The following is a 23,252-nucleotide window of genomic DNA, read 5'->3' on the forward strand; positions in this document are numbered from 1 at the left end:
TCAGTCGGTGGCGGGCGGGCCCTGGGTGATCGGGACCTCCAGCAGGTGGCCGGGGATCGCGAAGCCGTCCACCAGCGTGCGGGCGTGCGGCCTGAGCTGCTTGCACAGTTCGTTGACCGTCTCGAGCAGCGCCTTGGCGGTGGCCGGGCTGAGCCGCCCGTGCTCCAGGAACCAGGCGCGGTCGGCCTCGATCGTCGACAGCACGTACAGGTCGCAGACCTTGGCGAGCAGCGGCGCGGCCGGTCCGTCGCAGCGGTCGAGCGCGGCGACGAACGCCTCCAGCACGATCCGGTCGACGTGTGCGCGCCCGGCGCGCAGCACGTGATCCTGGGCGTCGTTGAAGACCTCGAACGGGTCGGCGTCGTCCGCGGCCGCGCGCCGCAGCCGCCGCGCCAGCCCCTCCAGGACGTGCTTCTCCCGGTCCTCGAACGCGCGCAGCTGCCAGGCCCGGTCCAGCAGGTCGTCCTCGTCCGGCTCGCCGCGCGCGGTCAGCAGGCGGGCGATGGTGGAACGCGCCGCCGTGCGTTCTATCAAGGCCTCGGCGAACTGCTCGGCCACGAAACGGGCCAGGCCGATCGTGCCGAGATCCTCCACGTCGTGCTGGAAGCGGGTGAGCAGGCCCTTGGCGACCAGCTGCAGCAGGACCGTGTTGTCGCCCTCGAACGTGGTGAAGACGTCGGTGTCGGCCTTGAGCTGCACCAGCCTGTTCTCCGCCAGGTAACCGGCGCCGCCGCAGGCCTCCCGGCAGTCCTGGATCGTCTGGGTGGCATGCCAGGTCGCGATCGCCTTGAGGCCGGCGGCGCGCGACTCCAGCTCGCGCTGCCGCCACTCCTCGGCCTTGCCGTCGTCGTCTCCGGCGCCCTCTCCGGCGCCGTCAGGTTGGAGGGTGGCGGTCTGGATCTCGTGGAGCGCCGCGACCAGCTCCTCCTGCGCGAAGTGCAGGGCGTAGGTCGTCGCCAGCGCGGGCAGCAGGCGCCGCTGCTGGGACAGGTAGTCCAGAACCTTGACCTCGGTGCCGGTGCCGGGCCGCTCGAACTGGCGGCGGGCCTCTCCGTACCGTACGGCCAGGGCCAGCGCGGTCTTGGCCGCCGAGCCCGAGCCGCCCGCCACGCTGATCCGGCCGCGGATCAGCGTCCCGAGCATGGTGAAGAAGCGGCGGGACGGGTTCTCGATCGGGCTGGTGTAGGTGCCGTCGGGCTCCACGTCGCCGAACCGGTTGAGCAGCGCCTCGCGCGGGACGCGGACGTGGTCGAAGGAGAGGCGCCCGTTGTCGACGCCGTTCAGCCCGCCCTTGCGCCCGCAGTCCTCGATCCGTACGCCCGGCAGCGCCCGGCCCCGCTCGTCGCGGATCGGCACCATCAGGGCGTGCACCCCGTGCGACTCCCCGGACTCGGTGTCGGTGATCAGCTGGGCGAAGACGACCGCCATCCGGCCGTCGCGCGCCGCGTTGCCGATGTAATCCTTGCGCGCTTTATCCACAGGGGTGTGGATAATGAATTCCTCCGCGCCGGGATCGTAGGTCGCCGTGGTCTGCAGGCTCGCGACGTCGGACCCGTGGCCCGTCTCGGTCATCGCGAAGCAGCCGGGCAGCTCCAGCTCCATGATTGCCCGGATATGGCGACTGTGGTGGCGTTCGGTGCCGAGCGCCTGCACGGCCCCGCCGAACAGCCCCCACTGCACACCCGCCTTCACCAGCAGCGACAGGTCGCCGAACCCGAGCATCTCGAACGAGACGACCGAGCCGCCGATGTCGCCCTCGCCGCCGTATTCCTTGGCGAACCCGAGCCGTGGATAACCCTGCTCGGCGAGCCGCCGCAGCCCGTCCATCACGCGGGCGCGCTCCTGCTCGGTGTCGCCGCTCTCGCCCGCCGGCGGCCGCAGCTCGCGCATGCGCTCGCGGGCCTCCTGGCGGATGGGCTCCCACCGGCCGTCCAGCACGGGCCGCAGCCACTCCGGTTCGAACGTGCCGCTCAAGGCTGAGATCTCCACCCTGGCCTCATGCCCGCCGCGCCGCCGTTTCAACGAGATCATGAGGTGAGGGCGGTCACTTGATCGTCAGGCGCGCCAGCATGCTGACCTCGGAACCCTTCCCTTCGGAGAAGGCGCCCGGCGTCAGCGGGATGATCCGTACGGGCCGGCCCTGGTTGCGGCCGCTCGTGGTCTCGCCCTCGAAGCTGAACCCGCCGCCGATCCCCACGCCCGACACCTGCTGGACGCTGGGCTCGGTGGCCCCGGACTTCAGGTGCCAGGCGTAGGTGAGCGTCCCGGTGAGCTGGGACGTCAGCCTGCCGACCGGCCCCTTCAGCGTGCCGGTGACCTCGGCGGAGCTGACGTCGGGGTCCGTGCACAGCAGCGCCTGGGCCTTGAGCGTGACGGCCGTGTCGTGCGGCGCCTCGGTGACGGCGTGCTCGAACGAGAGCGACCCCGACAACGTGCAGCGCACGGGCATCCCCTCCACCGCTGACGCCGATGCCGGGCCGGCCTGAACCGCTGCGGCGAGTCCGCATGCGAGTGCGGCCATCCATGAGAACCGTCTTGATCGCATGAGGACATTGTTTCCGGCACTCGGTCTGGCCAGCGGAAACAGTTCGCCAAAGGCTAGGCGCCTAACTGCCTAGGCGCCGATCCGTTTCATCAGCATGGGGAAGGCACGGTGGAGCTCGCGCTGCCAGTACGGCCAGCTGTGCGTGCCCTTGCCGTAGAAGTCCAGCTTGGCGGGCACGTTCGCCTTGTTCAGCGCCTTGACGAACGACCGGGACTCGGCGAGCGTCTGCGGCTCCAGCACCAGGTCAGGGGTTCCGAGCTTGTCGAGCGGCCCGAACTTGCCGTTGCCGGAGGAGACGAAGAGCGAGACCCCGTTGAGCCGTGCGGCCTGGCTGGTCGGGTTGTGGGCCTCCCAGACGTCGCGCTGGTCCTGGGAGTCACCCCACACGTCGTAGGGGTCGCTTCCCAGGCAGGCCAGTGCCGTCGTCGTCTCCATGAAGAGCGGCCCGCTGGGCACGTGCCCCTTCAGCAGGGAGTCGAGGGTGCCGCTGAAGGACGCCGCCGCCTTGAAGAAGCCCTGATGCCGTGCGGCATAGGACATCGCGCCGAAGCCGCCCATCGAGTTGCCCGCGATGGCCGCGGCGTCCCCGGCGCGATAACGCGACTTCAGCAGTTCGCGGAGCTCGCCCATATGGAACGTCTCCCAGTTGGCCCCGCCGCTGCGCCAGTCGCTGTAGTTCCCGCATCGCCCGCCCTCGGGCATGACGACGATGACCTGATACTTGGCGGCCAGTTGTTCCACGTCCGTGTGGGACGTCCAGCTGCGGTAGTCGTCCCCGCCGCCGTGGAGCAGCCACAGGACGGGCCATCTGCGGGTCGCGTTCTCGCTCCAGCCGGGCGGAACGAGCAGCCGTACCCCCATCGTCTTCTTCATCGCGGCGGACTGGACCTTCAGATCCAGGGTCCGGCCGTGACGACGTTCGGACACCACGTCCGCGCGCGCCTGAGGGACGGCCGCGACCACCGAAATGGCGATGACCGTCGAAATAAGGACGAGAAAGACATTGAACGCCCGCAGCTGTGCCCGCATGTCATGGGCATTCCCGCCCTTGAGCTCTCCGCAACCGAACGTTGACGCAATGTAATGATCACCTGTCGGCGATGAGTTCTGGCGGGTCCGTCGGTCAGTAGGGGACAGTGACTTCTCACCACGAGATCCTTGAAGGGGCTCATCATGAAGAAGATCGTCGCGGGGTTGTTCATCGCGCTCGACGGCGTCGTGGAGGCGCCCGACCAGTGGCACTTCCCGTACTACAACGACGAGATGGGCGCCGCTGTCGGCGCCACCCTCGGCCAGGCCGACACGATGCTCTTCGGCCGCGTGACCTACGACAGCTTCGCGGGGGCCTGGCCCGAGCGTGAGAAGGCGGGCGCCGAGGACGCCGACTTCGCCAAGAAGCTCGGCGACATGCGCAAGATCGTCGTGTCGAGGCAGAAGCTCGACTTCACCTGGCGCAACTCCGAGCAGCTCGAGGGCGACTTCGTCGAAGCGGTCCGGGCGCTGAAGAACGAGGGCGACGGCGTCATCGGGCTGAGCGGCTCGGTCTCGGTCGTGCGAGCGCTGCTCGCCGCGGGCCTGCTGGACGAGCTGCACCTCCTCCAGCACCCCATCGCCGTGCGCAAGGGCATGCGGCTGTTCGACGAGGGCGAGGCGATCCCGCTGAAGCTCCTGTCGTCGCAGACGTTCGAGACCGGCGTCCTGAACCTCGTCTACGCCCCCGCCGAGGCCGGCGAGGGCGGCTACGACGAGGCCAAGACCCACCTCCCGCAGAACGAGGACTAAGGCCGCAGCGCTTAAGGCTGCAGGAGGGCCTTGATGGCGCGGCGCTCGTCCATCGCGCTGTAGGCCTCGGCCACCTCGCTGAGCGGCAGGGTCAGGTCGAAGACGCGGCCCGGGTCGGTCCAGCCGTTCCAGACCCGTTCGATCAGATCGGGCAGGAAGCGGCGCACGGGAGCGGCGCCGCCGCGCAGCGCGACGTGCGTCCAGAAGAGCTCGGGGCCCGCGATCTCCACGCCGTGCGGCACCCCGACGAAGCCGACGTTGCCGCCCGGCCGGGTGGAACGCAGCGCCTGCCGCATCGACTCGCCGGTGCCGACGCATTCCAGGACCGCGTCGGCACCGACGCCGGCGGTCAGGTCCTTGATCCGTTCGACGCCCTCGTCGCCCCGCTCGGTGACGACGTCGGTCGCGCCGAACTCGCGGGCCAGGCTCTGCCGGGTCTCGTGGCGGCTCATCGCGATGATGCGTTCGGCGCCCATCTCGCGCGCGGCCAGCACGGCGCTCAGCCCGACCGCGCCGTCGCCGACCACCGCGACCGTCGAACCCGGCCTGACCTCGGCGGCCACGGCCGCGAACCAGCCCGTTCCCATGACGTCGGAGCACGCCAGCAGGCTCGGCACCAGCTCGTCGGACGGCTCGTCCGGCGTGGCGACCAGGGTCCCGTCCGCCAGCGGCACGCGGATCAGCTCCGACTGGCACCCCGGGACCGGCTGCTTGCGCTCGCACGAGGTCTGGTAGCCGAAACGGCAGTGCGGGCAGGTGTTGTCGGAGGCGTAGAACGAGCCGACGACGAACTGCCCGGGCCGGATCGCGGTGACCTCACCGCCGACCGCCTCGACCACGCCGACGTACTCATGGCCGAACGGCGTCGGCTTGGGGACGTCGTTGATCCCGCGGTAGCTCCACAGGTCCGACCCGCACACGCACGTCGCCACGGTCCGGATGACCGCGTCCGTCGCCTCGACGATCTTCGGCTCGGCGCGCTCCTCGATGCGCACGTCCCCGGGCCCGTGCAGAACGGTTCCTCGCATAGTGATCCTTCCTCGATGACCAGATCGGCTACTAGATCACCCCTAGGAAACCCCAGGTGGCGCGGCCGTATGAGGGCCTGATGATCCAGGTACCGGCCGTACCCCCCAAGCAGCGGGCGGGCCACATAGCCTGGGGCTGTGGATAACAGGGACGACGTTCGCGAGTTCCTGGCCTCCCGGCGAGCCAGGATCACGCCGCAGCAGGCGGGTCTGCCCGCGTACGGCGGCAACCGGCGCGTTCCCGGCCTGCGCCGCGAGGAAGTGGCGATGCTGGCCGGGATGAGCGTGGACTACTACGTGCGGCTCGAACGCGGGAACCTCGGCGGGGTGTCCGAGAGCGTTCTGGAGGCACTCGCCCGCGCGCTCCAGCTGGACGAGGCCGAACGCGCCCACCTGCACGACCTTGCCCGCGTCGCCAACACCGGCTCCCGGAGCCGCCGCCGTCCCGTGCGGCAGGTCCGGCCCAGCCTGCAGCAACTGCTGGACGCGATGACCGATGCCCCCGCGTTCATCCGCAACGGGCGCCTCGACGTCCTCGCCACCAACCAGCTCGGCCACGCGCTCTACTGGCCGATCCTCCAGAGCCCGTACGGGCGAGCGAACACGGCGCGCTTCCAGTTCCTCGACCCGGACGGGCCCTCGTTCTTCCCCGACTGGGAGGGCGTCGCCGCCTCCACCGTGGCGATGCTGCGCACCGAGGCCGGCCGCGATCCCTACAACAAGGATCTGACCGACCTCATCGGCGAGCTCTGCACCCGCAGCGAGGAGTTCCGCGTCCGCTGGGCCGAGCACAACGTCCGCCTCCACCGGACCGGCATCAAGAGCTTCCACCACCCGGTCGTCGGCGACCTCACCCTCGCCTACGAGGCGATGGAGCTCCAGGCCGACCCCGGCCTCACGCTCTCCGCCTACTCCGCCGAACCCGGAACGCCGTCGTACGACGGCCTGAAGCTCCTGGCAAGCTGGGCCGCAACTCTCGAAGACGACAGCGAGGGCGCGGCCGCCGAGGGCGAGAGCTCCGAGGAAGCCCGCGAGTCGTAGAAGCACGAGGGGCGTAGAAGCCCGCGAGTCGTAGAAGCATGAGGGTCGTAGGAGCCTGGGGGAGCCCAGCTGCGGCTCGTTCGCTGCGCAGCGGGGCTCCCCGGTCATCCACGGCTCAGGCCTGGCCGGCCTTGTAGCCGAGCTTGCGGAGTTCGTCCGGGGCTTGCCGCGACACGTTGTGGTCGTGGTCGGTGGCCTCGTACTGGTGGATCTCCCACTGCTTCCACGGGGAGGGGGCGGTGACCTTGCCCGGCTCCTTGCCGTAGTGCGCGACCCAGAGCGGGTAGTCGCCCAGGCCGGCGCCGTTCTCCTGGGCGAACGACCAGGAGCTGTAGAAGAACGGCTTCACGCCGGTCTTCTGGTAGACGTGCCCGAGCCAGCTCTTGGCCCAGGTGTTGACCTGCTTCTCGCTACGGCCGTCGGTGGTCTCCAGGTCGAGAACGAGCAGGTCTCCGGGCTGGAGACCGGCCTGGGTGACCTTGGAGAGGAAGTGGTCGGCCTCCTTGACGGGGTCGTTCTTCGGGTGGCCGTAGTGGTAGGCGCCGCGGACCAGGCCGCTCTCGCGGAGCTTGGTCCAGTTGTCGGTGAACGTGCGGTCGTCGAAGGTGTAGCCCTCGGTGGCCTTGGCGATGCCGAAGCCGAGCTTGCCGTCGCCCCAGTTCACGCCCCGGTCGTACGAGGAGACGTCGATGCCGTCGCGCGGGGTCTGCGCGGCCTCGGCGTGGACGGTCTGGGTCATGATCGCGGCCGCTCCGGCGAGCGAGACCGCGAAGAGCCGGGTCAGGTTCTTCTTCATCGGGGGTTCCTTTCTGCGGTCTGGCCGGTCAGGCGGTCGTGGCGGAGCGGTGGTGGCGGCCCTTGCGGGCGGTCGCGCGCCTGGCGTTCGGCAGAACGGTGCGGCGGGCGACGATCAGGACGGCGATGGCGGCGAGGATGATCGCCGTGAACGCGCCCCAGAGCTCCACCGAGGGGGCGTCCTGCGGTGCGGAGGCCTGCTGTGCGAGGACGGTGGCCGTACCGCCGCCGCTGCCGCCCGCCGAGGGGAGCGCCGCCTTCTGCTGCGGCGCTGGGGCCTGGGGCTGGGCCGGGGCGACCTTGACCTTCTCGGGGTAGCCGTAGCCGACGACGTTGCCCTGGTCGCGGTCCTTGCGCTTGGCGAACTGGCCGTCGACGTTGCCCTCGATCGTGTGGATCGTACTGCCCTCGACCGAGGTGACGATCCCGACGTGGTCGACGCCGTCGATCCCCTTGCCGCCGGACCAGTCGTAGAAGACGAACGCGCCCGGCTCGGGCTTGGTCCCCCAGGCGTCCTGCTTCTTGAACCAGGCCGCGTGGGACGGGGTGTAGGCGAACTGCCCGGTCTGCGCGGTGACGCCGGCCTGCTGGGCGCCCCAGGCGAGGAACGTGTCGCACCAGGCGGCGTGCCCGAAGTCGTAGGAGTCGTCGACGTTCTTGGTGTACCAGTCGCCGAACTTGCTGTAGCCGTCGGACTTTTCGGTGTACCCGAGTTCCGACTCGAGTGCCTTGATCAGGTTTTGAATGCCCGTATTCAAAGGGCCTTCGCCTCTCCTTTGTCCGCCTACCGGGTTAGCTGACGGGTTCGGGCCAAAGGAGACGGCCCTACCGCTGCTGAGCAGCGGATTCACCCCGGGAGATTGGGTCCCCGGCTCTCCTTGCGGAGACTCGGCGCACGACCGGACTTCGGTCGATGTCGGCGAGGTTAAGCACATTAAAGGGCGAGTATCAAACTGGTAAAGCAAATAAATTATGCATAAGAAGTCGCCGTGCACGCGCGCATTAACGGCGGGCCGGGGAATGGCGGGCGGCGGCGCTCATGCGAAGGATGTTGAGGGATCAACCGATCGGATGATGGGCCGGTGGCGGCCGGCGGCGAGTGTGGATCGTGCAAGGAGGTCCACATGAACCAATCCCTCGGCAACACGGTCCGTCTCCGCCGGAAGGCCCTCGGGCTCACCCAGGCCCGCCTGGCGGAGCTGGTCGGCATCGACCAGCCGACCGTCTCCCGCCTGGAGGCAGGCGCCCTGGTGCCGCCCATCCAGGTGCTGGAACGGCTGGCGGACGTTCTCGAGCTGCGCCTCACCGTCCGGCTCGACCAGGGACGTGCAGCACAATGCGGATGATCACTAGGCGAGGGGCGCTCGCCGCGCTGGCCGGCATCGCGGTCGCGGCCTGCGGTCCGGGCGACGAACGGAAGGCACCGAAGATGACCGATAACGACCAGGCGCTCCTGCGGGCCGCCGCCGAGGGTGACGTCGCCCAGGTGCGGCAGGCCCTGAACGAGGGCGCCGCCATCGAGAGCCGCGACGACCAGGGCCGTACGCCGCTCCTCCTGGCGGCATCAGCCGACCACGTCGAGGTCGCCAGGGAGCTCGTCAAGGCGGGCGCGGACTCGAACGCGCAGGACAACCAGCGCGACAGCGCGTTCCTGGTCACCGGCGTGACCGGCAGCGTGGCGATGCTGCGGGCGCTGCTCCCCGCCAAGCCGGACCTGACCCTGACCAACCGGTACGGGGGAGTGGCGCTGATCCCGGCCTGCGAACGCGGCCACGTCGACTACGTACGCGAGGTCCTGAAGACCGGAATCAACGTCGACCACGTCAACAGGCTCGGCTGGACCGGGCTCCTGGAGGCGATCATCCTCGGCGACGGCGGCGAGCCGTACCAGCAGATCGTCCGCCTGCTGCTGGCCGGCGGCGCGGATCCGGGCCTCGCCGACGGTGAGGGCGTGACGCCGCTGCAGCACGCGGTCGACAAGGGCCAGCGCGAGATCGCCGACATCCTCCGCGGCGGGTGAGGAAGGCCCCGACCGTAAGCCGCGAAACGGTGCTGACCTCAGGGGACGCGGCGGTCCAGGCGGGCTAGCGTCGTGGCCGACGGCACCGACCGAGGGAGGCCGCGATGGGCCTGCGAGAGAACCCGATCGACATGAAGCTCGAAGTGGTGATCATCCCCGTCGCCGACGTCGATCGCGCGCGGGACTTCTACCAGGGCATCGGGTGGAGGCTGGACGTCACGCCGCCGTTCGTCGTCCAGCTGACGCCGCCCGGCTCCTGGTGCTCGGTGCAGTTCGGCGCGACGCTCACCACGGCCGCGCCCGGCTCGGCCTCCAACTACCTGGTCGTCGGCGACATCGTGGCCACTCGGGACGCGCTCGTCGCGGCCGGTGTCGAGGTGAGCGACTTCTCCCATCTCGGCGCGGAAGGGCCCACCCCGGGCCTGGACCCCGAGCGCCGCAGCTACTTCTCGCGCGCCAAGTTCAGCGACCCCGACGGCAACCAGTGGCTGCTGCAGGAGATCACGACCCGCCTCCCCGGTCGTGTGGACCCCGGCGTGACCTCGTTCTCCTCCGAGCACGACCTGGCGGACGCGATGCGGCGCGCCTCGGTCGCCCACGGCGAGCACGAGAAGCGCACCGGCAAGGCCGACCCGGATTGGCCGGTCTGGTATTCGCGTTACATGGTGGCGGAGCAGTCCGGCTCCACACTTCCGACCTGAGGAGACGCCGTGCGCGAGCCAGAACTCGAAGGCCAGACCGTCGTCCTCATCGGCGGCAGCGCGGGCATCGGCCTGGAGACCGCCCGCCGCGCCAGGGATGAGGGCGCCGACGTCGTCCTGACCGGCCGCGACCCCGACCGGCTCAAGGCCGCGGCGCACGAGCTGGATGTGAAACGTACAGCCGCCTTCGACGCGACCGATCCGGCCGCCATGGCGGACTTCTTCGGAAGCCTGTCACGCCTCGACCACGTCCTGGTCACGGCAGGCGGGCCGCACTACCAGCCCCTCATGGAGATGAACTCCGACGCCGCCCGCCTGGCGATCAGCGACCACATCGTCCTGGCGCTCGACGTCGCCCGCAACGCCGCCCCCAAGATGCGCCCCGGCGGAACGATCCTGCTCATGGGCGGAACGGGCGGCCGCCGCATCAGGCCCGGCATCATGGCCGCCGCCACCGCGGCGCTGCCCCCGTTCACCGCCTCGCTCGCCCTGGAGATCGCGCCGGTACGGGTCAACCTCATCGCCGCCGGCTTCGTCGACACCCCACTCTCGGCGTCCCTCCTCGGCGACAAGCTGGACGCCCGCCGCGAGGAACTCCGCCGAACCCTCCCTATCGGCCGCGTAGTAGGCCCCGCCGACGTCGCCGCCCTAGCCGTCCACCTCATGACCAACACCGCCCTCACCGGCGCCACCTACGACATAGACGGCGGCCAGCAGTTCGTAGCCGGCTAACGCTTCGTCACCGTTAATGGCCCGTCACCGGTTTGTGGCCGATCTCCGGTTAATATCGCCGGATGTCCGGTGGTTTCGCCGCGTACGGCCCCTCGCACTGGGCGGCGCTCGGGCTGTTCGCGATCGGATGCGTCGGTCTGATCATGCTCGGCCGGGGGCAGACGCCCTCCGAGGCCAAGGGCTTCAGCAGGGCGTTCTCCCTGGCCATCGCGTACGTGGTGATCGGCGTCCAGACGTACACCTTGCTGCCCGGCCACTGGAGCCTCGGCGGATCGCTGCCCCTCCAGCTGTGCGACCTCGCCTGGATCGTCGCCATCCCCACCCTGTGGACGAGGAACCGGCGCTGGTTCGCGCTCGCCTACTACTGGGGCCTCACGCTGTCGGTGCAGGCCCTGCTGACCCCGGCGCTGAACGGGTCGGACTACCCTGACATCGACTACCTGAACTTCTTCGGCCCGCACCTGATGATCGTCTGGACCGCCGTCTACCTCACCTGGGGCCTCGGCATGCGCCCGGACTGGGGCTCCTACCGCTTCGCGGTCGCCGTCACCTCGACGTGGGCCGTGGCCACGTTCGTCTTCAACTGGATCGCCGGGACCAACTACGGCTTCCTCAACCGCAAGCCCAGCACGGGCTCAGCCCTGGATCTGCTGGGCCCCTGGCCCTGGTACGTCCTGGCCGAGGTCGGGATCATCCTGGCCGGCTGGGCCCTGATCACCTGGCCCTGGACCCGCGGTGCTCGCGGGATGGACGACGCCGTTACTCCCTGACCGCCCGTTGACCTTGGGCTTGGCCTTGGCGGGGGTCGCGGCCGAGGTCATTGAGCCTGCCACCGCGGCAGCGGCAGCGGCAGCGGCGGTGGGCGCGGTGTGGGTGGCTTTGGTGCCGGCCGCTGCCGGGGCGGAGGCGGCCGGGGCCGGAGCCGTGGCCGTGGTGGCCGTGGCCGCTGTCGAGGCGGATGCGGCGGCCGCTGCCGAGGCCTTGGTGGCCGTAGTGGCTGCCGTCGTGGCCGTGGCGGCGGCTGTTGCTGCGGCCGTTGCGGGGATGGACGGGCTGGGCTCGCGGATGACGGGCTGCGGGGGAGCCACGACCTTGTGGCGGCGGATCAGCTGGCCGCCGAAGTACGGCGTTCCCTCGCCCGCCCAGACCAGGCCGACCGCCACGAACGAGGCGACCGCGACGGCCGCCCCGGCGACCACGTCCATCAGGTAGTGGTTCGCGGTGGCCATGATCACGATCCCGGTCATGGCCGGATGGATGATCGTCAGCCACTTGATCCGGTAGCGGCGTAGCAGCAGGAACGCCACGATCATCACCCACAACGACCACGCCATATGCAGCGAGGGCATGGCCGCGTACTGGGCCGGCGACATCGTGATCGGATCGCTGTGGGTCACGCCGTAGCCCGCGTCGGCCACGGTGTCGATGTAGCCCGCGTCCGGGATCAGCCGCGGCGGCATCACCGGAACGGCGAAGAAGATCGCCAGCCCCACCAAGTTGATCAGGATCAGCGAGTTGCGCGCGGGCCGGTAGATGGCCGACCCCGAGAGGTAGCACCACAGCAGGATCGCGATGGTGAACCACGTGTGGGTGTGCTGGTACCACTCGGACGCGATCCGTTCCGGCAGGCGGTGCTCGGTCAGCCACCGGTTCATGCCGAGCTCGACGTCCAGGTGCAGGAACCGTTCGACGCGCAGGATGTCCTGGGCGTGCGAGAGCGCCGTCGAGTACCGGGTATCGGCGAGTTTGCGCAGCTCGCCGTACACCTCGAGCAGAACGAAGACGATCAGCAGTTCGCCGCCCAGGAAGGGCCGTTTACCGCCGAAGAAGAGCAGCTTGCGGCGCGGCCGGCCCGTGGGGGCGCCCCGATCAGGGTCCTGCTGCTTGGGGCGCGAGATCAGCATTCGAGGGGTGGGCACCTTTCTCTGACACGCGGCTCGGCGGGATCCCCGCTCGTAGCCGCGCGCATCCAAGCCGCCCGGAGATCGAACTTACAGCTTCCCGGTCCGCCGCATGACACCGGGGTGGAATTTTCCACCCAGATCATCATGAACGAGGCCGAAATCCCGTACGCCAAGGCGCTGAACACCCGACCATCACCCCGTACCCACAAGAAGATCACACAGAGTTACGGTTGGCCCAAGTATCGGTCACGGTTCGGAGCGGCGCCGCCGTACCAAGGTCGAGATCAACGGCAACAGCCGGCGCCCTTCGCGGGCACCGGCTGTCGGCCGAGTTCGGATACTGGGGTCTGGACCGGGATCGGCCCTTCATTGATCTTCAGTTTCGGGTCTCAGGCCGCCTGCTCCATGAGGGCGGTGACGCGCGCCTCGACCTGGGGGGTCAGCTCGGCCAGGGCGAAGGAGGCCGGCCACATGGAGCCGTCGTCGAGGGCCGCCACGTCGTTGAAGCCGAGGGTCGCGTAGCGGGTCTTGAACTTGGCCCTGGGCTGGAAGAAGCAGAGGACCTTGCCGTCCTTGGAGTAGGCGGGCTGGCCGTACCAGAGACGCGGCACCAGGTGCGGCGCGGTGGTCTTGACGATCTCGTGGATCCGTTCGGCGAGGGCGCGGTCGCCGTCCTCCATCTCGGCGATCTTGTCGAGCACGTCGCGCTCGCCGTCGGCCTTGCTTGCGGTACGCCGCGCGGCCTTCTTCAGCTCCTGGGCGTGGTCCTTCATCGCGGCCCGCTCTTCGGCGGTGAAGCCGTCGAACTTGGCGTTGCTTCCGGTCTTCTGCGCTGCGGCCATGGTGCTTCTCCTTGTGAGGGTCGTACGTGTTGTGAGGTCGTACGTGCGGATCTAGAGGGGTGGGGGAGGGGGCAGGGGCTCAGGCCCCAGGCCCCAGGCGCTCAGCCCCAGGCGCCGGCGATCTGGCGGGTGGTGGCGTTCAGGCGGTTGAAGAGGTTGGTGACGCTGATCATCAGGACGATCGCGGCGAGCTGCTTCTCGTCGAAGTAGGTGGCGGCGGTGTCCCAGATCTCGTCGTTCACCGCGTCGGGACGGTCGGCGAGGCGCGTGGCGGCCTCGGCCAGCGAGAGCGCGGCCCGCTCTTCGTCGGAGAAGTAGGGGGTCTCGCGCCAGGCGACGACGGTGGCCAGCTTCTCGTCGCTCACCCCGGCCTTGCGGGCGGTCTTGGCGCCGGCGTCGACGCACGAGCTGCAGCCGTTGATCTGGCTGACCCGCAGGTGGACCAGCTCGAGGATCTCGGGGTCGGCGCCGCCGGAGTGAACGGCCTTGAAGATCTCCTGGATGGGCTGCATCGCGCCGGAGAGGACGACCGCGGGGTTCTGCATACGTGACTGCATTTCGGTTTCTCCTTGTGTTAGCCGTTCCGGCCTTTTGGGCCGCTGCCCCGTTCCCTTGGGGCGTGACTTCATTTCAGCCGGGTCGGCCGGGGAAACCGATGGGCGTGGGACACCGTGGGACAGTCAGAACCGCCCTGAGCAGGGCTAATCTGTGCAAAGTAGATGTACCGGGCTGGGACAGGGAGACAGGGTCTATGGCCGTGCAACACCAGGAAGACCCTCAGGACGAGCTCGCCGCCCGGCTGCGCCTGCTGCAGGAGGTCTCCAAGCTCGGCGTACGCGCCCTCGCGCGGGACGCGGGCCTCAGCTCGTCGTCGCTGTCGCGCTACCTGAGCGGCCAGACCGTTCCGCCCTGGTCCGCGGTCATCTCGCTGTGCCGTCTCGTTCAGCGCGACCCCCGCCCGCTGCGCCCGTTGTGGGAACGGGCCTCCAACCCGTTGCCCGCGCCGCCGAAGACCAGCCGCCAGGTCCAGCCGCCCGCACCGCCCACCGGTGCGCCGCGTCCGCCCCGCAACGACCTTCCGCGCGACGTCCCCGACTTCACCGGGCGGGAGGGCCAGCTCGACGCCGTTCTCGCCGCGGTGAACGACAGCCGGGTCGTCGCGATCGACGGCATGGCGGGCGTCGGCAAGACCTGCCTGGCCGTGCACGCCGCGCACCGCCTCACCGACGACTACCCCGACGCCCAGCTGTACGTGGACCTGCACGGATTCACCGCCGGACGCGCGCCGCTCGATCCCGATCCCGCGCTGCGGACCCTGCTCGCCGCCCTCGACGTACCGTCGGAGAAGATCCCGCAGGAGGGCGGCATCGAGCCGCTGGCGGCGTGCTGGCGTTCGGAACTGGCCCATCGCCGCGCCGTCGTCGTCCTCGACAACGCCGCCGACGCCGACCAGGTCCGCCCGCTGCTGCCCGGCGCGGGTCCGTCGGTCACGCTGATCACCAGCCGCAACCGCCTGATGGGCCTGGACGAGGTGCCCCCGGTGTCGCTGGACGTTCTGACGCCCGAGGAAAGCGCCGCACTGCTGGCCCGGGCGAGCGGCGACCCGGGCGGGAACGACAGCCGGCTCGCCCGCGACCCTGAATCGGCGGCCGAGGTGCTGCGGCTGTGCGGTCACCTGCCGCTGGCCCTGCGACTGGCGGCGGCGCGGCTGCGGCACCGGCCGGGCTGGACGGTCGGCATCCTGGTTGAACGGATGGCCGAGGGCGCCACCGAGTTCGACACGGCCTTCGACATGTCCGTACGGCAACTGGACCGGGCGCAGCGCCGTTTCTTCCGGCTGTTGGGACAGCTGCCCGGCTCGACGTTCGACGAGTACGTGGCGGCGGCGCTCGCGGACATCCCGTTGCGCAAGGCCCAGATGATGCTGGAGGACCTGCTCGACGCACACCTCGTTCAGCAGCCTGCGGCAGGCCGCTACCGGCTGCACGATCTGGTGCGCCAGCATGCCCGCAACGCTGCCGCCGAAGAGGATTCCCCTGCTGACCTAGACCAGGCTTTGCGGCGGGTGCTCGACTACTACGTTCATGCCGCTGCGGCCGCCGACGCGACGATGTCCTACCTCTCGCCCAACCGCCCTGTCACGGCGGGAGGGCCTCCGGCCGAGCTGCCGAAGTTCGCCGGCAAGCACTTGGCGCTCCTGTGGTTCGCCACCGAATACACCAACCTGATGGCCGTCTTCGAAACGGCGGTGGCCACCGGCGCCGACGTGCACGTGTGCGAGCTGCCGCGCTTCATGCGGGCCTTCTTCGCGCGCCGCTGCGGTACGACCCACCTGAACGTCCTCTTCGAACGTTCACTGGTCGCCGCACAGCGCCTAGGAGACCCCTTCCAGCTGGCCGAGGCCCAGAGCGACCTCGGCTTTGCCCGCTACAACGCAGGACGTATGGCGGAGGCCGAAACCGCCTACGACGCAGCAACACCACTTGTCTCCCAGGCCGGAGACCCGCGATCGCAGGCCGAACTCACCATGCGCCGCGGCTACCTCAAATGGGACAAGGGCCATGTCGAGGAACCCCTGGACCTCTTCCGCCTGGCAGGCCAGCAGTACGCGGCGGCCGACTGTCCCATGGGCGCGGCCCACGCGGTCGCCTACGAAGCCTGGGCGATGCTCCAACTGGGCAACCGCGAACAAGCAGCACAACTGGCCCGCGAAGCCCTCGCCATTCCCCACGCCGACCCCGCCTGGCCGCCCACACTGACGGCCCGCATCACCCTAGGCGTCGCCATCGCCGACGAGCAGCCCGACGAGGCCGTTCAGCACCTGAACCAGGCCCTGGACATGGCACGCGAGGACGGGCACAAGCACAACGAGGCCTGGTGCCTCAACTGCCTGGGCGCCGCACTACGCCAGATGGGCCGGTACGACGAGGCGCTGGCCAACCATCAGCAGGCGTTCGCCCTCCTGGACGACCTCTTCGAAGACCACTGGAAAATCCACTTCCTGGACACCTACGCCGAGACCTGCCGCCTGGCCGGCCTTCCCGAGCAGGCCTTGGCCCTACACCGGCAGGCGTTGGAGCTGGCCCCCAAGCTCGGTTACCGGCACAAGGAGGCTTTGGCCCACGAAGGCATAGCGGCAGTCCTGAACGACACCGACCCAACCCAAGCCGCCGAACATCGCGTCGCAGCCCAGGCCATCCTCAAGGATCTGCAAGTCCTCACCCCGGCAACCTAGGACCGGGCCGCTAGTTCGCCCGGCGCAGGGAGTCGACGTACGTGAAGGCTTCCTGCGCCACATCACGCCAGAGCACGAGCGTCGCGTCGCGGTCATCCCCACACGGGAACGAAATCCACTCGCGCATGCGCCGCGTCCCCATGACGACCTCCTCAGCGGTCCCCGCGCCGACGAGTTCGACGGCCCGTTCCCGCGGAAGCTTCACGATGAGCTGGCCCTCAAAGCCCAGGAAGGCGAATATCTTGCCGCCCACCCGGAGCCCAGGACTGCGGAACATGGTCCCCATCATGACCTCGGGCTCGTCCTTGTAGTCCTCGGAGATCCGATCGAGCAGGTCGAGATTAGGAGCTTCCTTCTTGTCGGCCATCAGTCCGTCCTCTCCTCTAGGGCAGGATGCGTTCGAGCGCAGCGCTGGACCCCTCAACGACCAGCCCCAAGTCCCGCGCCCCCCGCAAGCCCACCTGACCGGTAAACAGCTGAACGAAGACCTCGGGCGGCGCCGTGACGCTGGCGTCAGGCCGCCGATCGGGCGAGCAGGGATGAACATCGACCCGCCCGTCCGCGACCACGACGTCGAAGCCGTCACGCGGGTCGCCCAGCCGAACGACCACGCCCGCCTCGCCCGGGGCGCCGTCGCTACACAGGTAACGCAGGGGCAGCGAGAACCAGTGCACCCTGAACTCATCGTCGTCCGGCGGCTCGACCATCAGAGGCGCGCCCCAAGCGGTCAGTTCGCGAACGACACCAATGAGGCTCTGGCCGCGTTCAGTAAGCCCGATCAGCGTCGCGGCAATCGGCGGTGGCTGCTCGTCCCGCGTGATCAGCCCGGCCGCCTCCATTTCGCGCAGCCGATCCGCCAGCAGATTGCTAGCGATCCCAGGCAGCCCGCGCCGCAGATCAGAGAAGCGACAGGCCCCCTGCGTCAGCAACTCACGAACGATCAGCAACGTCCACCGATCCCCGACCAGATCCAAGGCGCGCGCCATCGAGCAGAACTGGTTGTACGACCGCATTCCCTCAACCTAAGGCCCTCGGTTGAGAAACTCCACCAATCAGTAGAAAAAATAAACCATCACTGCGGACGCGTCACGGAATCAGAGACGCGCAGGGCCCTGAGGCAGGAGCGCCCCTGCCGCAGGGGCCTCCCACAGGGGCCTGGGGCAGGAGCGCCTCTGTCAGCTCCCGGGCCGGGGGAAGGCGACCGGGCTGCGGTGCCCGTCTCGGTCGACGGCGCGCACGCCGAACTGGACGTTGTCCTTGACCAGGTCGACGGTGGCGCGGGTGACGTCGCCGACATCGATCCGGTGCGTCCAGTCCGGCTCGGTCGTCTCCCGCCACACCACCTCGTACCCGGCAAGGCCCGCGTCCGTGCCGCGAGTCCAGGTCAGCGTCGTGTCGTTGGTCAGCGTCGTGGCCAGGATCTGCGCGTTCTTCGGGGTGCCGGGCCCCTGCGCGAGCGACCACAGCGCTGACGCGTTCACCTTGGCGACGCGGGCCATGTAGGCGAAGTCGACGAACTCCAGCAGGTCGCCGAACTGCACCCCGTTCTCCACCCGCACGTCCTGGTGCTCGTGGTTGTAGTTCTCGCGCGGCTCGGTGAACCGGGCGGCCGGGTAGCCCTGCTGCAGGAACGACAGATGGTCGCTGCCGCGCAGAAACCGGTCGCGCCGCCAGATCACGCGGACGTTCATCCCGGTGTGCTCGCCGTCCGAGACGTCCTTGACGAACCGCCCGAGCTGCCGCGACGGCCCATCGTTCTCGCCACCGACCGACTGGCGCACCGAGGCCTCGGCCGGCGTCTCCGACGTCGGCACGCCCTCCACGAACAGCCGCACGGTGTAGGGATCGGGCCGGGTGCCGTCCCAGGCCCGGCTCGCACCGACGATGTCGTTGCTGAACATCGCCTGCACATCAGCGCCCGCGGCCTTCAGCTGCGCGGCCATGTGCGCCGAGCCGTACAGGCCCTGCTCCTCGGCCGACACCACGCCGAACACCACCGTGCCGTGCGTGCGGCGCGTGGCGAACAGCCGCGCCAGTTCCAGCACCACCGCGACCCCGGACCCGTCGTCATCGGCGCCGGGCGCGTCGGCGGTGGCGTTCATGACGTCGGTGACGCGTGAGTCCAGGTGACCGGTCACGACATAGACGCGTTCCGGCGAGGCGTCACCGCGCAGCGTCGCGATCACATTGGTGATCGTCGTCGGCTGCGGAATGCGCGGCGACACCGGCTGCACGAACGACTGCTTGACCACGGTCATCCGGCCACCGGAGGCCGCCGCATACTCACTGAGCTGCGCGTTCACCCATTCGACCGCGGCCCCGATCCCACGAGCGGGGTCGGTCTGGCTGGACAGGGTGTGCCGGGTTCCGAACGCGACCAGCCGTTCGACGGTCGCCTTGATCCTGCGCGTGTCCACCTGCCGCAGCAGCTCGCGCAGTTCCTTGTCTGGACGCTGAGGGGTGAGGGGCTGCCCCGGCCCAGGGACCGGTGCGCTGGCGCCCGCGGCATGGGCGGACGCCGGGTCCGCGAAGAGCGGAACGGCGACTGCGGTGACGGCGGAGGCTGAGAGGAACGCACGACGGCTGTGTCCTCGATCGTCACTGGTGTCCATGCCAAAGAATCAAGCCCAGTTGCCGCCCCGCGTCCAATGCCGATCTGCGTCGTCCGCTCAACCACCGATCTGCGCCGCCCGCTCACTCATCGATGGCCGGCAGAGGGCGCGACTGCTGGTCATGCGTGGTCGGTCAGATAGGGCCTCCTTCGGGTCGTCGGGGTTGGGGTCAGGGGGCGGAGGTTGGGGTGTCAGGGGACGTTCAGTAGGCGGAGGGAGGCGGTGGCGACGGCCGCGGCGACGATGACCAGGGGGAACGGGGCCCGTCTCCATGCGAGGAGACCGGCCACGGCTACGCCGGCGGGACGCGCTACGCCGGAAGGGGAGTGGCCCTCTGTGAGCGCGGTGGTCGCGACCAGGGCGGTGAGCAGCACGGTCGAGGAGGACTCCATCAGCCGTTCGGCCCGCGGCGGGAAGGTGATGCGGCTGCGCAGCCACGGGCCTGCGATGCGGAGGGCGTACGTGCCCGCCCCGAGCAGCACCATCGCTACGAGGATGGTCATCTGGCCACCGCCAGTACGGAGAGGGCGAGTAGTACGGGCAGTCCGATCGGGAGGAACGGCGTGGTGGCCACCGCGACGACGGCTCCGGCGACCGCGGAGACTCGATGCTCTCGTAGCGCGGGCAGGACCAGGGCCAGCAGGACCGCTGGGAAGACCGCGTCCAGCCCCAGGGGTGCGCTGTCGTCGATGAACGTTCCCGCGAGGCCGCCGACCACTGTGCCGAGCGGCCAGCTGAGCAGGATGCCCAGCCCACAGGCCCAGTAGGCGGCGCTCGCGCGGGCCCGGTCCGGCTGAGCGCGGGCGAAGACGACGGTCTCGTCGTTCATCAGATGAACGCCCAGCAGGCGGCGCGGACCCCGGCCCAGAACGTCCGGCAGGCCGAGCCCGAACGGCAGATGGCGAGCGTTCAGCAGCAGCCCTGCCAGGACCGCCGCGAACGGGTTGCCGCCCGCCGCCACGATCCCGATGAACATGAACTCCGACGACGCGGCGACCACGAGGAGGCCGAGCACGACGGGCAGCCACAGCGGCAGCCCGTCGGTGACGGCGGTCGCGCCGTACGAGACGCCGACCAGGCTCACCGCGGCGCAGACCAGGGCGATGTCGCGTACCGTCGCCCGTCCGAGTGTTCGCCAGAATGAACGCATGACGATAATAATGAACGCTCGATCCCGTGTTCGTCAAATCGAACACGAGACTGCTATGGTGAACGCGTGACTGAGAGGTTCCCCATCGAGGTGGTCGCGGCGGCGCTCCGGCGCGAGCGCGGCCGGGCCGGGCTGTCCATCACCGAGGTCGCGCGGCGTGCGGGGGTCGCCAAGTCCACGCTGTCCCAGCTGGAGGGGGGCAACGGAAACCCGAGCCTGGAGACGATGTGGGCGCTGTCGATCGCGCTCGACGTCCCGTTCGCCCACCTGCTGGACCCGCCACGCCCGCGCCAGCAGGTGATCAGAGTCGGCGAGGGCGTCGCGGTGGCCTCCGCGCAGGCCGACTACCGGGCCTTCCTCTTGTCGGCCTGCCCGCCCGGCGCGCGCCGCGACGTCTACCGCATCGAGGCCGAGCCGGGCACCTCACGCAAATCCGAGCCCCACATGCCCGGCGTCATGGAGTACGTCCTACTGGCAACCGGCCGCGCGCACGTGGGTACCGCCGACGACCCCGTGGAGCTCGCCCCGGGCGACTACGTCGCCTACCCGGGTGACCTCCCGCACGTCTTCGAGGCCCTGGAACCCGGCACCCGCGCGGTCCTGGTCTCCGAGCACGTCTGAGCGCTGAGCGCGTCCGAACCCTGAGCGCGTCCGACTCCGAGCGCGTCTGAGTTCGAGTGCGTGAGGTCGGGGCATGTCCGCAGCCTCGGGCTTGGCGGGCTGCTTCTTGGCTGGATCTACTTCTTGACGGGGTCGGAGCCGGCTTGCTTGATGATCTGGTCGCCGGCGTTCAGGGTCTCCCAGAGGCCGCCCTTGACGCGGATCTTTTTCTTCTTGCCGTCGGTGAAGGTGACCTCGAGGTAGTGGTACATATTCGACCCGTCGGGCATGTTGCGGGACTTGCCGGTGACGACGCCTTCCCACGCGTCGCCCTTGCGCATCCGACGTGACCTGAACATGTGATCGCCTGCCCTCTGTGGTGTGCCTCTTACGCCCTGTGACCAGGCTAGGGAGATCCGGAGCGGGGCGCCTCGGCCGCGTGTCTGGTCTTGCGGATGCGACTTCAGGCCGAGGGGCGGGGGCGGACGATACCGAGGTCGTAGGCCATCACGACCGCGTGGACGCGGTCGCGGGCGCCGAGCTTGCGCAGGACGGCCGAGACGTGCGTTTTCACGGTCGCCTCGGCCAGCACGAGATGCTTGGCGATCTCGGCGTTGGAGGCGGCCCGGGCGACCAGCTGGAGCACCTCCACCTCGCGGTCGGTCAGCTCGGAGAGCCGTTCGGGCAGTACGGGCTCGCTCGGCTGAACGGCCACGAACCGGTCGAGGAGCCGCCGCGTCACGGTCGGGGCCAGTAGCGCCTCGCCCCGCGACACCACGCGTACGGCATCGGCGAGCTCCGGCGGGCGCACGTCCTTGAGCAGGAAGCCGCTCGCCCCGGCCCGCAGCGCGGCGTAGAGCGGCTCGTCCAGGTCGAACGTGGTCAGGATGATGACCTTGGGTGGGTCGTCGCCTGAGGTGATCTGGCGGGTGGCGGTGATGCCGTCGGTGCCGGGCATCCGCACGTCCATCAGGACGACGTCCGGGCGCAGCCGTGCGGCCTCCCGGACGGCCTGGTCGCCGTCGCCCGCCTCGCCGACGACCTCCAGATCGTCGCGGGCGTCGATGATCATGCAGAACCCGGCCCGGACCAGGTCCTGGTCGTCGGCGACGAGCACCCTGATGGTCATGAAGGCTCCTCCAGTGGCAGCCGCGCGTGGACCCGGAATCCGCCTGCGGGGTCGGGTCCCGCCGCCAGCGTTCCGCCCATCATCGCGGCGCGTTCGCGCATGCCGGCGATGCCCTGGCCCGCGCCGAGGCCGGTCAGGCGGCCGCCGCCGGTGCCGTCGTCGCGGACGTCGATGGTGAGTTCGCGGTCGGTGGCGGCGACGGTGATGTCGGTGGTGCTGGCGCGCGCGTGGCGCAGCGTGTTGGTGAGCGATTCCTGAACGATGCGGTAGGCGGACAGTTCGACCCCAGGGGACAGCGTCCGGCCGTCCAGGCCCTCGGCGTGCAGCGTCACGCGCAGTCCCGCCGCTGCCAGGGGCTTGGTCAAGGTGTCGAGGTCGGCCAGGCCGGGCTGCGGCGCCGCCTCGACGTCGCCGAGCGCGGCCTCTCCGTCAAGTGAACGAACTGTGCGCAGGAACGCACGCAACTCGGTGAGCGCCTGCCGACCCGAGGTCTCCAGATCGCGCAACGCCTGCCGGGCCTTGGTCGGGTTGGCGTCGAACACGTCGTCCGCCGCGGCCGCCTGGACGACCATGACCGAGACCGTGTGAGCGAGAACGTCATGGAGCTCGCGGGCGATCCGAGCCCGTTCCTCCAGGACGACGCGTTCCGCCTCGGCCTGGCGGCGGGCCGAGCGTGCTCTGCCCAGCGCGCCCCAGCTCCACGCGAGCAGGGCCGCTCCAGGCCACAGCAGCGCGTGCTGGGCGTGGCCGGTCGCCAACGGCAGGATCACGGCCGTCGCCAGCGCCCCGGCCAAGCCCCACAGGGACTCGCGGGCGGGACGGAGCCAGGCGAACGTGCTCACCACGATCAGCGCGATCCCGGGCCCGCCGGAGGGATTCAGGAACTGGATCCCCGCCCCGGCCAGCAGCACCGTCGCGGTCACCGTGCCAGGCCGTTCACCCATCCACCAGACGGCGCCCGCCTGGACCGCCACCAGGGCGATCAGCGCGACGCGTTCGTACCCCTCGGGAACGCCCAGGACCAACGGCGCCAGCAGGGCCAACGCGCACACGACCAGCAGCATCCGCCACCGCGGTGACAGCGTCGCCTCGAACCGGTCCGGCACGATGAGTGACGCTAGCAGCACGCGAACCCA

At 69.9% G+C, this 23,252-nt stretch carries 25 protein-coding genes, 1 pseudogene and 1 riboswitch; of the genes and pseudogenes, 9 read left to right on the forward strand and 17 right to left on the reverse strand.

The genetic code is table 11. The features are described from left to right. The 3 genes from J4573_RS50545 to J4573_RS50555 all read right to left on the reverse strand — a co-directional run bounded on the left by J4573_RS50545 (window position 1) and on the right by J4573_RS50555 (window position 3,574). The gene (locus J4573_RS50545) at window positions 1-2,031 is read right to left on the reverse strand and encodes an acyl-CoA dehydrogenase family protein (RefSeq protein WP_208263621.1); all 2,031 of its coding nucleotides are present in this window, start codon (window positions 2,029-2,031) and stop codon (window positions 1-3) included. Between the two features lie 13 nt (window positions 2,032-2,044). Continuing rightward, window positions 2,045-2,443, reverse strand: coding sequence for a hypothetical protein (locus tag J4573_RS50550; RefSeq protein WP_208263622.1), 399 nt, complete (start codon window positions 2,441-2,443; stop codon window positions 2,045-2,047). 171 nt (window positions 2,444-2,614) lie between these two features. Then, a complete protein-coding gene (locus tag J4573_RS50555; protein ID WP_208263623.1) occupies window positions 2,615-3,574 on the reverse strand; it encodes an alpha/beta hydrolase in 960 nt (319 codons plus the stop codon). Window positions 3,575-3,718: 144 nt separating this feature from the next. Between J4573_RS50555 and J4573_RS50560 the strand changes: the two genes are divergently transcribed. Further along, on the forward strand, window positions 3,719-4,327 hold the full coding sequence (locus J4573_RS50560) for a dihydrofolate reductase family protein (RefSeq protein WP_208263624.1): 609 nt from the start codon (window positions 3,719-3,721) through the stop codon (window positions 4,325-4,327). Window positions 4,328-4,338: 11 nt separating this feature from the next. Here the strand turns inward: J4573_RS50560 and J4573_RS50565 are convergent, their stop codons facing one another. Continuing rightward, entirely contained in the window at window positions 4,339-5,355 is a 1,017-nt protein-coding gene (locus J4573_RS50565; RefSeq protein ID WP_208263625.1) for a zinc-dependent alcohol dehydrogenase family protein, read from the reverse strand. A 138-nt stretch (window positions 5,356-5,493) separates the two neighbouring features. Here J4573_RS50565 and J4573_RS50570 point away from each other — a divergent pair, with 138 nt between their 5' ends. After that, window positions 5,494-6,396, forward strand: a complete 903-nt coding sequence (locus tag J4573_RS50570) for a helix-turn-helix transcriptional regulator (RefSeq protein ID WP_208263626.1) — start codon at window positions 5,494-5,496, stop codon at window positions 6,394-6,396. 115 nt (window positions 6,397-6,511) lie between these two features. On the opposite strand, the gene J4573_RS50575 is transcribed toward J4573_RS50570, so the two are convergent. Beyond that, window positions 6,512-7,192 carry a glycoside hydrolase family 25 protein gene (locus J4573_RS50575; RefSeq protein ID WP_208263627.1) on the reverse strand — a complete coding sequence of 227 codons (681 nt, stop codon included), beginning with the start codon at window positions 7,190-7,192 and terminating at the stop codon, window positions 6,512-6,514. 28 nt (window positions 7,193-7,220) lie between these two features. Then, window positions 7,221-7,949, reverse strand: a complete 729-nt coding sequence (locus tag J4573_RS50580) for a CHAP domain-containing protein (RefSeq protein ID WP_243774917.1) — start codon at window positions 7,947-7,949, stop codon at window positions 7,221-7,223. An 8-nt stretch (window positions 7,950-7,957) separates the two neighbouring features. Next, a riboswitch (cyclic di-AMP (ydaO/yuaA leader) is annotated at window positions 7,958-8,095 on the reverse strand. A 220-nt stretch (window positions 8,096-8,315) separates the two neighbouring features. Between J4573_RS50580 and J4573_RS50585 the strand changes: the two genes are divergently transcribed. The 5 genes from J4573_RS50585 (at window position 8,316) to J4573_RS55005 (ending at window position 11,414) form a co-directional block, all read left to right on the forward strand. Continuing rightward, window positions 8,316-8,537: a helix-turn-helix transcriptional regulator gene (locus tag J4573_RS50585; protein ID WP_208263629.1), complete on the forward strand. Its 222-nt coding sequence runs from the start codon at window positions 8,316-8,318 to the stop codon at window positions 8,535-8,537. Further along, the gene (locus J4573_RS50590) at window positions 8,534-9,211 is read left to right on the forward strand and encodes an ankyrin repeat domain-containing protein (protein WP_208263630.1); all 678 of its coding nucleotides are present in this window, start codon (window positions 8,534-8,536) and stop codon (window positions 9,209-9,211) included. Before J4573_RS50585 ends, J4573_RS50590 begins: the two co-directional genes overlap by 4 nt. A gap of 104 nt (window positions 9,212-9,315) precedes the next feature. Next, the gene (locus tag J4573_RS50595) at window positions 9,316-9,912 is read left to right on the forward strand and encodes a VOC family protein (RefSeq protein WP_208263631.1); all 597 of its coding nucleotides are present in this window, start codon (window positions 9,316-9,318) and stop codon (window positions 9,910-9,912) included. Window positions 9,913-9,921: 9 nt separating this feature from the next. Next, window positions 9,922-10,644 (forward strand): SDR family oxidoreductase, encoded by a 723-nt coding sequence (locus J4573_RS50600; protein WP_208263632.1) that lies wholly within the window; start codon window positions 9,922-9,924, stop codon window positions 10,642-10,644. 62 nt (window positions 10,645-10,706) lie between these two features. Next, a complete protein-coding gene (locus tag J4573_RS55005; RefSeq protein WP_243774918.1) occupies window positions 10,707-11,414 on the forward strand; it encodes a YwaF family protein in 708 nt (235 codons plus the stop codon). A gap of 402 nt (window positions 11,415-11,816) precedes the next feature. Here the strand turns inward: J4573_RS55005 and J4573_RS55830 are convergent. From J4573_RS55830 to J4573_RS50615, 3 genes and pseudogenes are all read right to left on the reverse strand, one after another. Beyond that, window positions 11,817-12,548: pseudogene (locus J4573_RS55830) on the reverse strand (phosphatase PAP2 family protein); the annotation flags it as partial. A gap of 389 nt (window positions 12,549-12,937) precedes the next feature. Then, on the reverse strand, window positions 12,938-13,390 hold the full coding sequence (locus J4573_RS50610) for an iron chaperone (RefSeq protein WP_208263634.1): 453 nt from the start codon (window positions 13,388-13,390) through the stop codon (window positions 12,938-12,940). 101 nt (window positions 13,391-13,491) lie between these two features. Then, complete coding sequence (locus J4573_RS50615) at window positions 13,492-13,947, reverse strand: carboxymuconolactone decarboxylase family protein (protein ID WP_208263635.1); 456 nt, start codon at window positions 13,945-13,947, stop codon at window positions 13,492-13,494. 194 nt (window positions 13,948-14,141) lie between these two features. On the opposite strand from J4573_RS50615, the gene J4573_RS50620 reads away from it, so the two are divergent. Continuing rightward, the gene (locus J4573_RS50620) at window positions 14,142-16,625 is read left to right on the forward strand and encodes an ATP-binding protein (RefSeq protein ID WP_243774919.1); all 2,484 of its coding nucleotides are present in this window, start codon (window positions 14,142-14,144) and stop codon (window positions 16,623-16,625) included. 10 nt (window positions 16,626-16,635) lie between these two features. Here the strand turns inward: J4573_RS50620 and J4573_RS50625 are convergent, their stop codons facing one another. The 5 genes from J4573_RS50625 to J4573_RS50645 form a co-directional block, all read right to left on the reverse strand. Beyond that, window positions 16,636-16,992: an MmcQ/YjbR family DNA-binding protein gene (locus J4573_RS50625; RefSeq protein ID WP_208263637.1), complete on the reverse strand. Its 357-nt coding sequence runs from the start codon at window positions 16,990-16,992 to the stop codon at window positions 16,636-16,638. A gap of 16 nt (window positions 16,993-17,008) precedes the next feature. After that, window positions 17,009-17,638: a winged helix-turn-helix transcriptional regulator gene (locus tag J4573_RS50630; protein ID WP_208263638.1), complete on the reverse strand. Its 630-nt coding sequence runs from the start codon at window positions 17,636-17,638 to the stop codon at window positions 17,009-17,011. Window positions 17,639-17,800: 162 nt separating this feature from the next. Next, window positions 17,801-19,237 (reverse strand): M20/M25/M40 family metallo-hydrolase, encoded by a 1,437-nt coding sequence (locus J4573_RS50635; RefSeq protein WP_208263639.1) that lies wholly within the window; start codon window positions 19,235-19,237, stop codon window positions 17,801-17,803. Between the two features lie 191 nt (window positions 19,238-19,428). Further along, on the reverse strand, window positions 19,429-19,740 hold the full coding sequence (locus J4573_RS50640) for an AzlD domain-containing protein (protein WP_208263640.1): 312 nt from the start codon (window positions 19,738-19,740) through the stop codon (window positions 19,429-19,431). Continuing rightward, on the reverse strand, window positions 19,737-20,387 hold the full coding sequence (locus tag J4573_RS50645; protein WP_208263641.1) for an AzlC family ABC transporter permease: 651 nt from the start codon (window positions 20,385-20,387) through the stop codon (window positions 19,737-19,739). The genes J4573_RS50640 and J4573_RS50645 overlap by 4 nt, the downstream gene beginning before the upstream one ends. Before the next feature lie 66 nt (window positions 20,388-20,453). Between J4573_RS50645 and J4573_RS50650 the strand changes: the two genes are divergently transcribed. Next, on the forward strand, window positions 20,454-21,008 hold the full coding sequence (locus J4573_RS50650) for a helix-turn-helix domain-containing protein (protein WP_208263642.1): 555 nt from the start codon (window positions 20,454-20,456) through the stop codon (window positions 21,006-21,008). 116 nt (window positions 21,009-21,124) lie between these two features. Here J4573_RS50650 and J4573_RS50655 read toward each other — a convergent pair whose 3' ends face one another. From J4573_RS50655 to J4573_RS50665, 3 genes are all read right to left on the reverse strand, one after another. Next, on the reverse strand, window positions 21,125-21,346 hold the full coding sequence (locus tag J4573_RS50655; protein ID WP_208263643.1) for a DUF7489 domain-containing protein: 222 nt from the start codon (window positions 21,344-21,346) through the stop codon (window positions 21,125-21,127). A 104-nt stretch (window positions 21,347-21,450) separates the two neighbouring features. After that, window positions 21,451-22,116: a response regulator gene (locus J4573_RS50660; protein ID WP_208263644.1), complete on the reverse strand. Its 666-nt coding sequence runs from the start codon at window positions 22,114-22,116 to the stop codon at window positions 21,451-21,453. Then, window positions 22,113-23,243, reverse strand: coding sequence for a sensor histidine kinase (locus tag J4573_RS50665; RefSeq protein ID WP_208263645.1), 1,131 nt, complete (start codon window positions 23,241-23,243; stop codon window positions 22,113-22,115). Before J4573_RS50665 ends, J4573_RS50660 begins: the two co-directional genes overlap by 4 nt. Window positions 23,244-23,252: the final 9 nt, after the last annotated feature.

The sequence above is a fragment of the Actinomadura barringtoniae genome, assembly GCF_017573505.1.
GTDB lineage: Bacteria > Actinomycetota > Actinomycetes > Streptosporangiales > Streptosporangiaceae > Spirillospora > Spirillospora barringtoniae.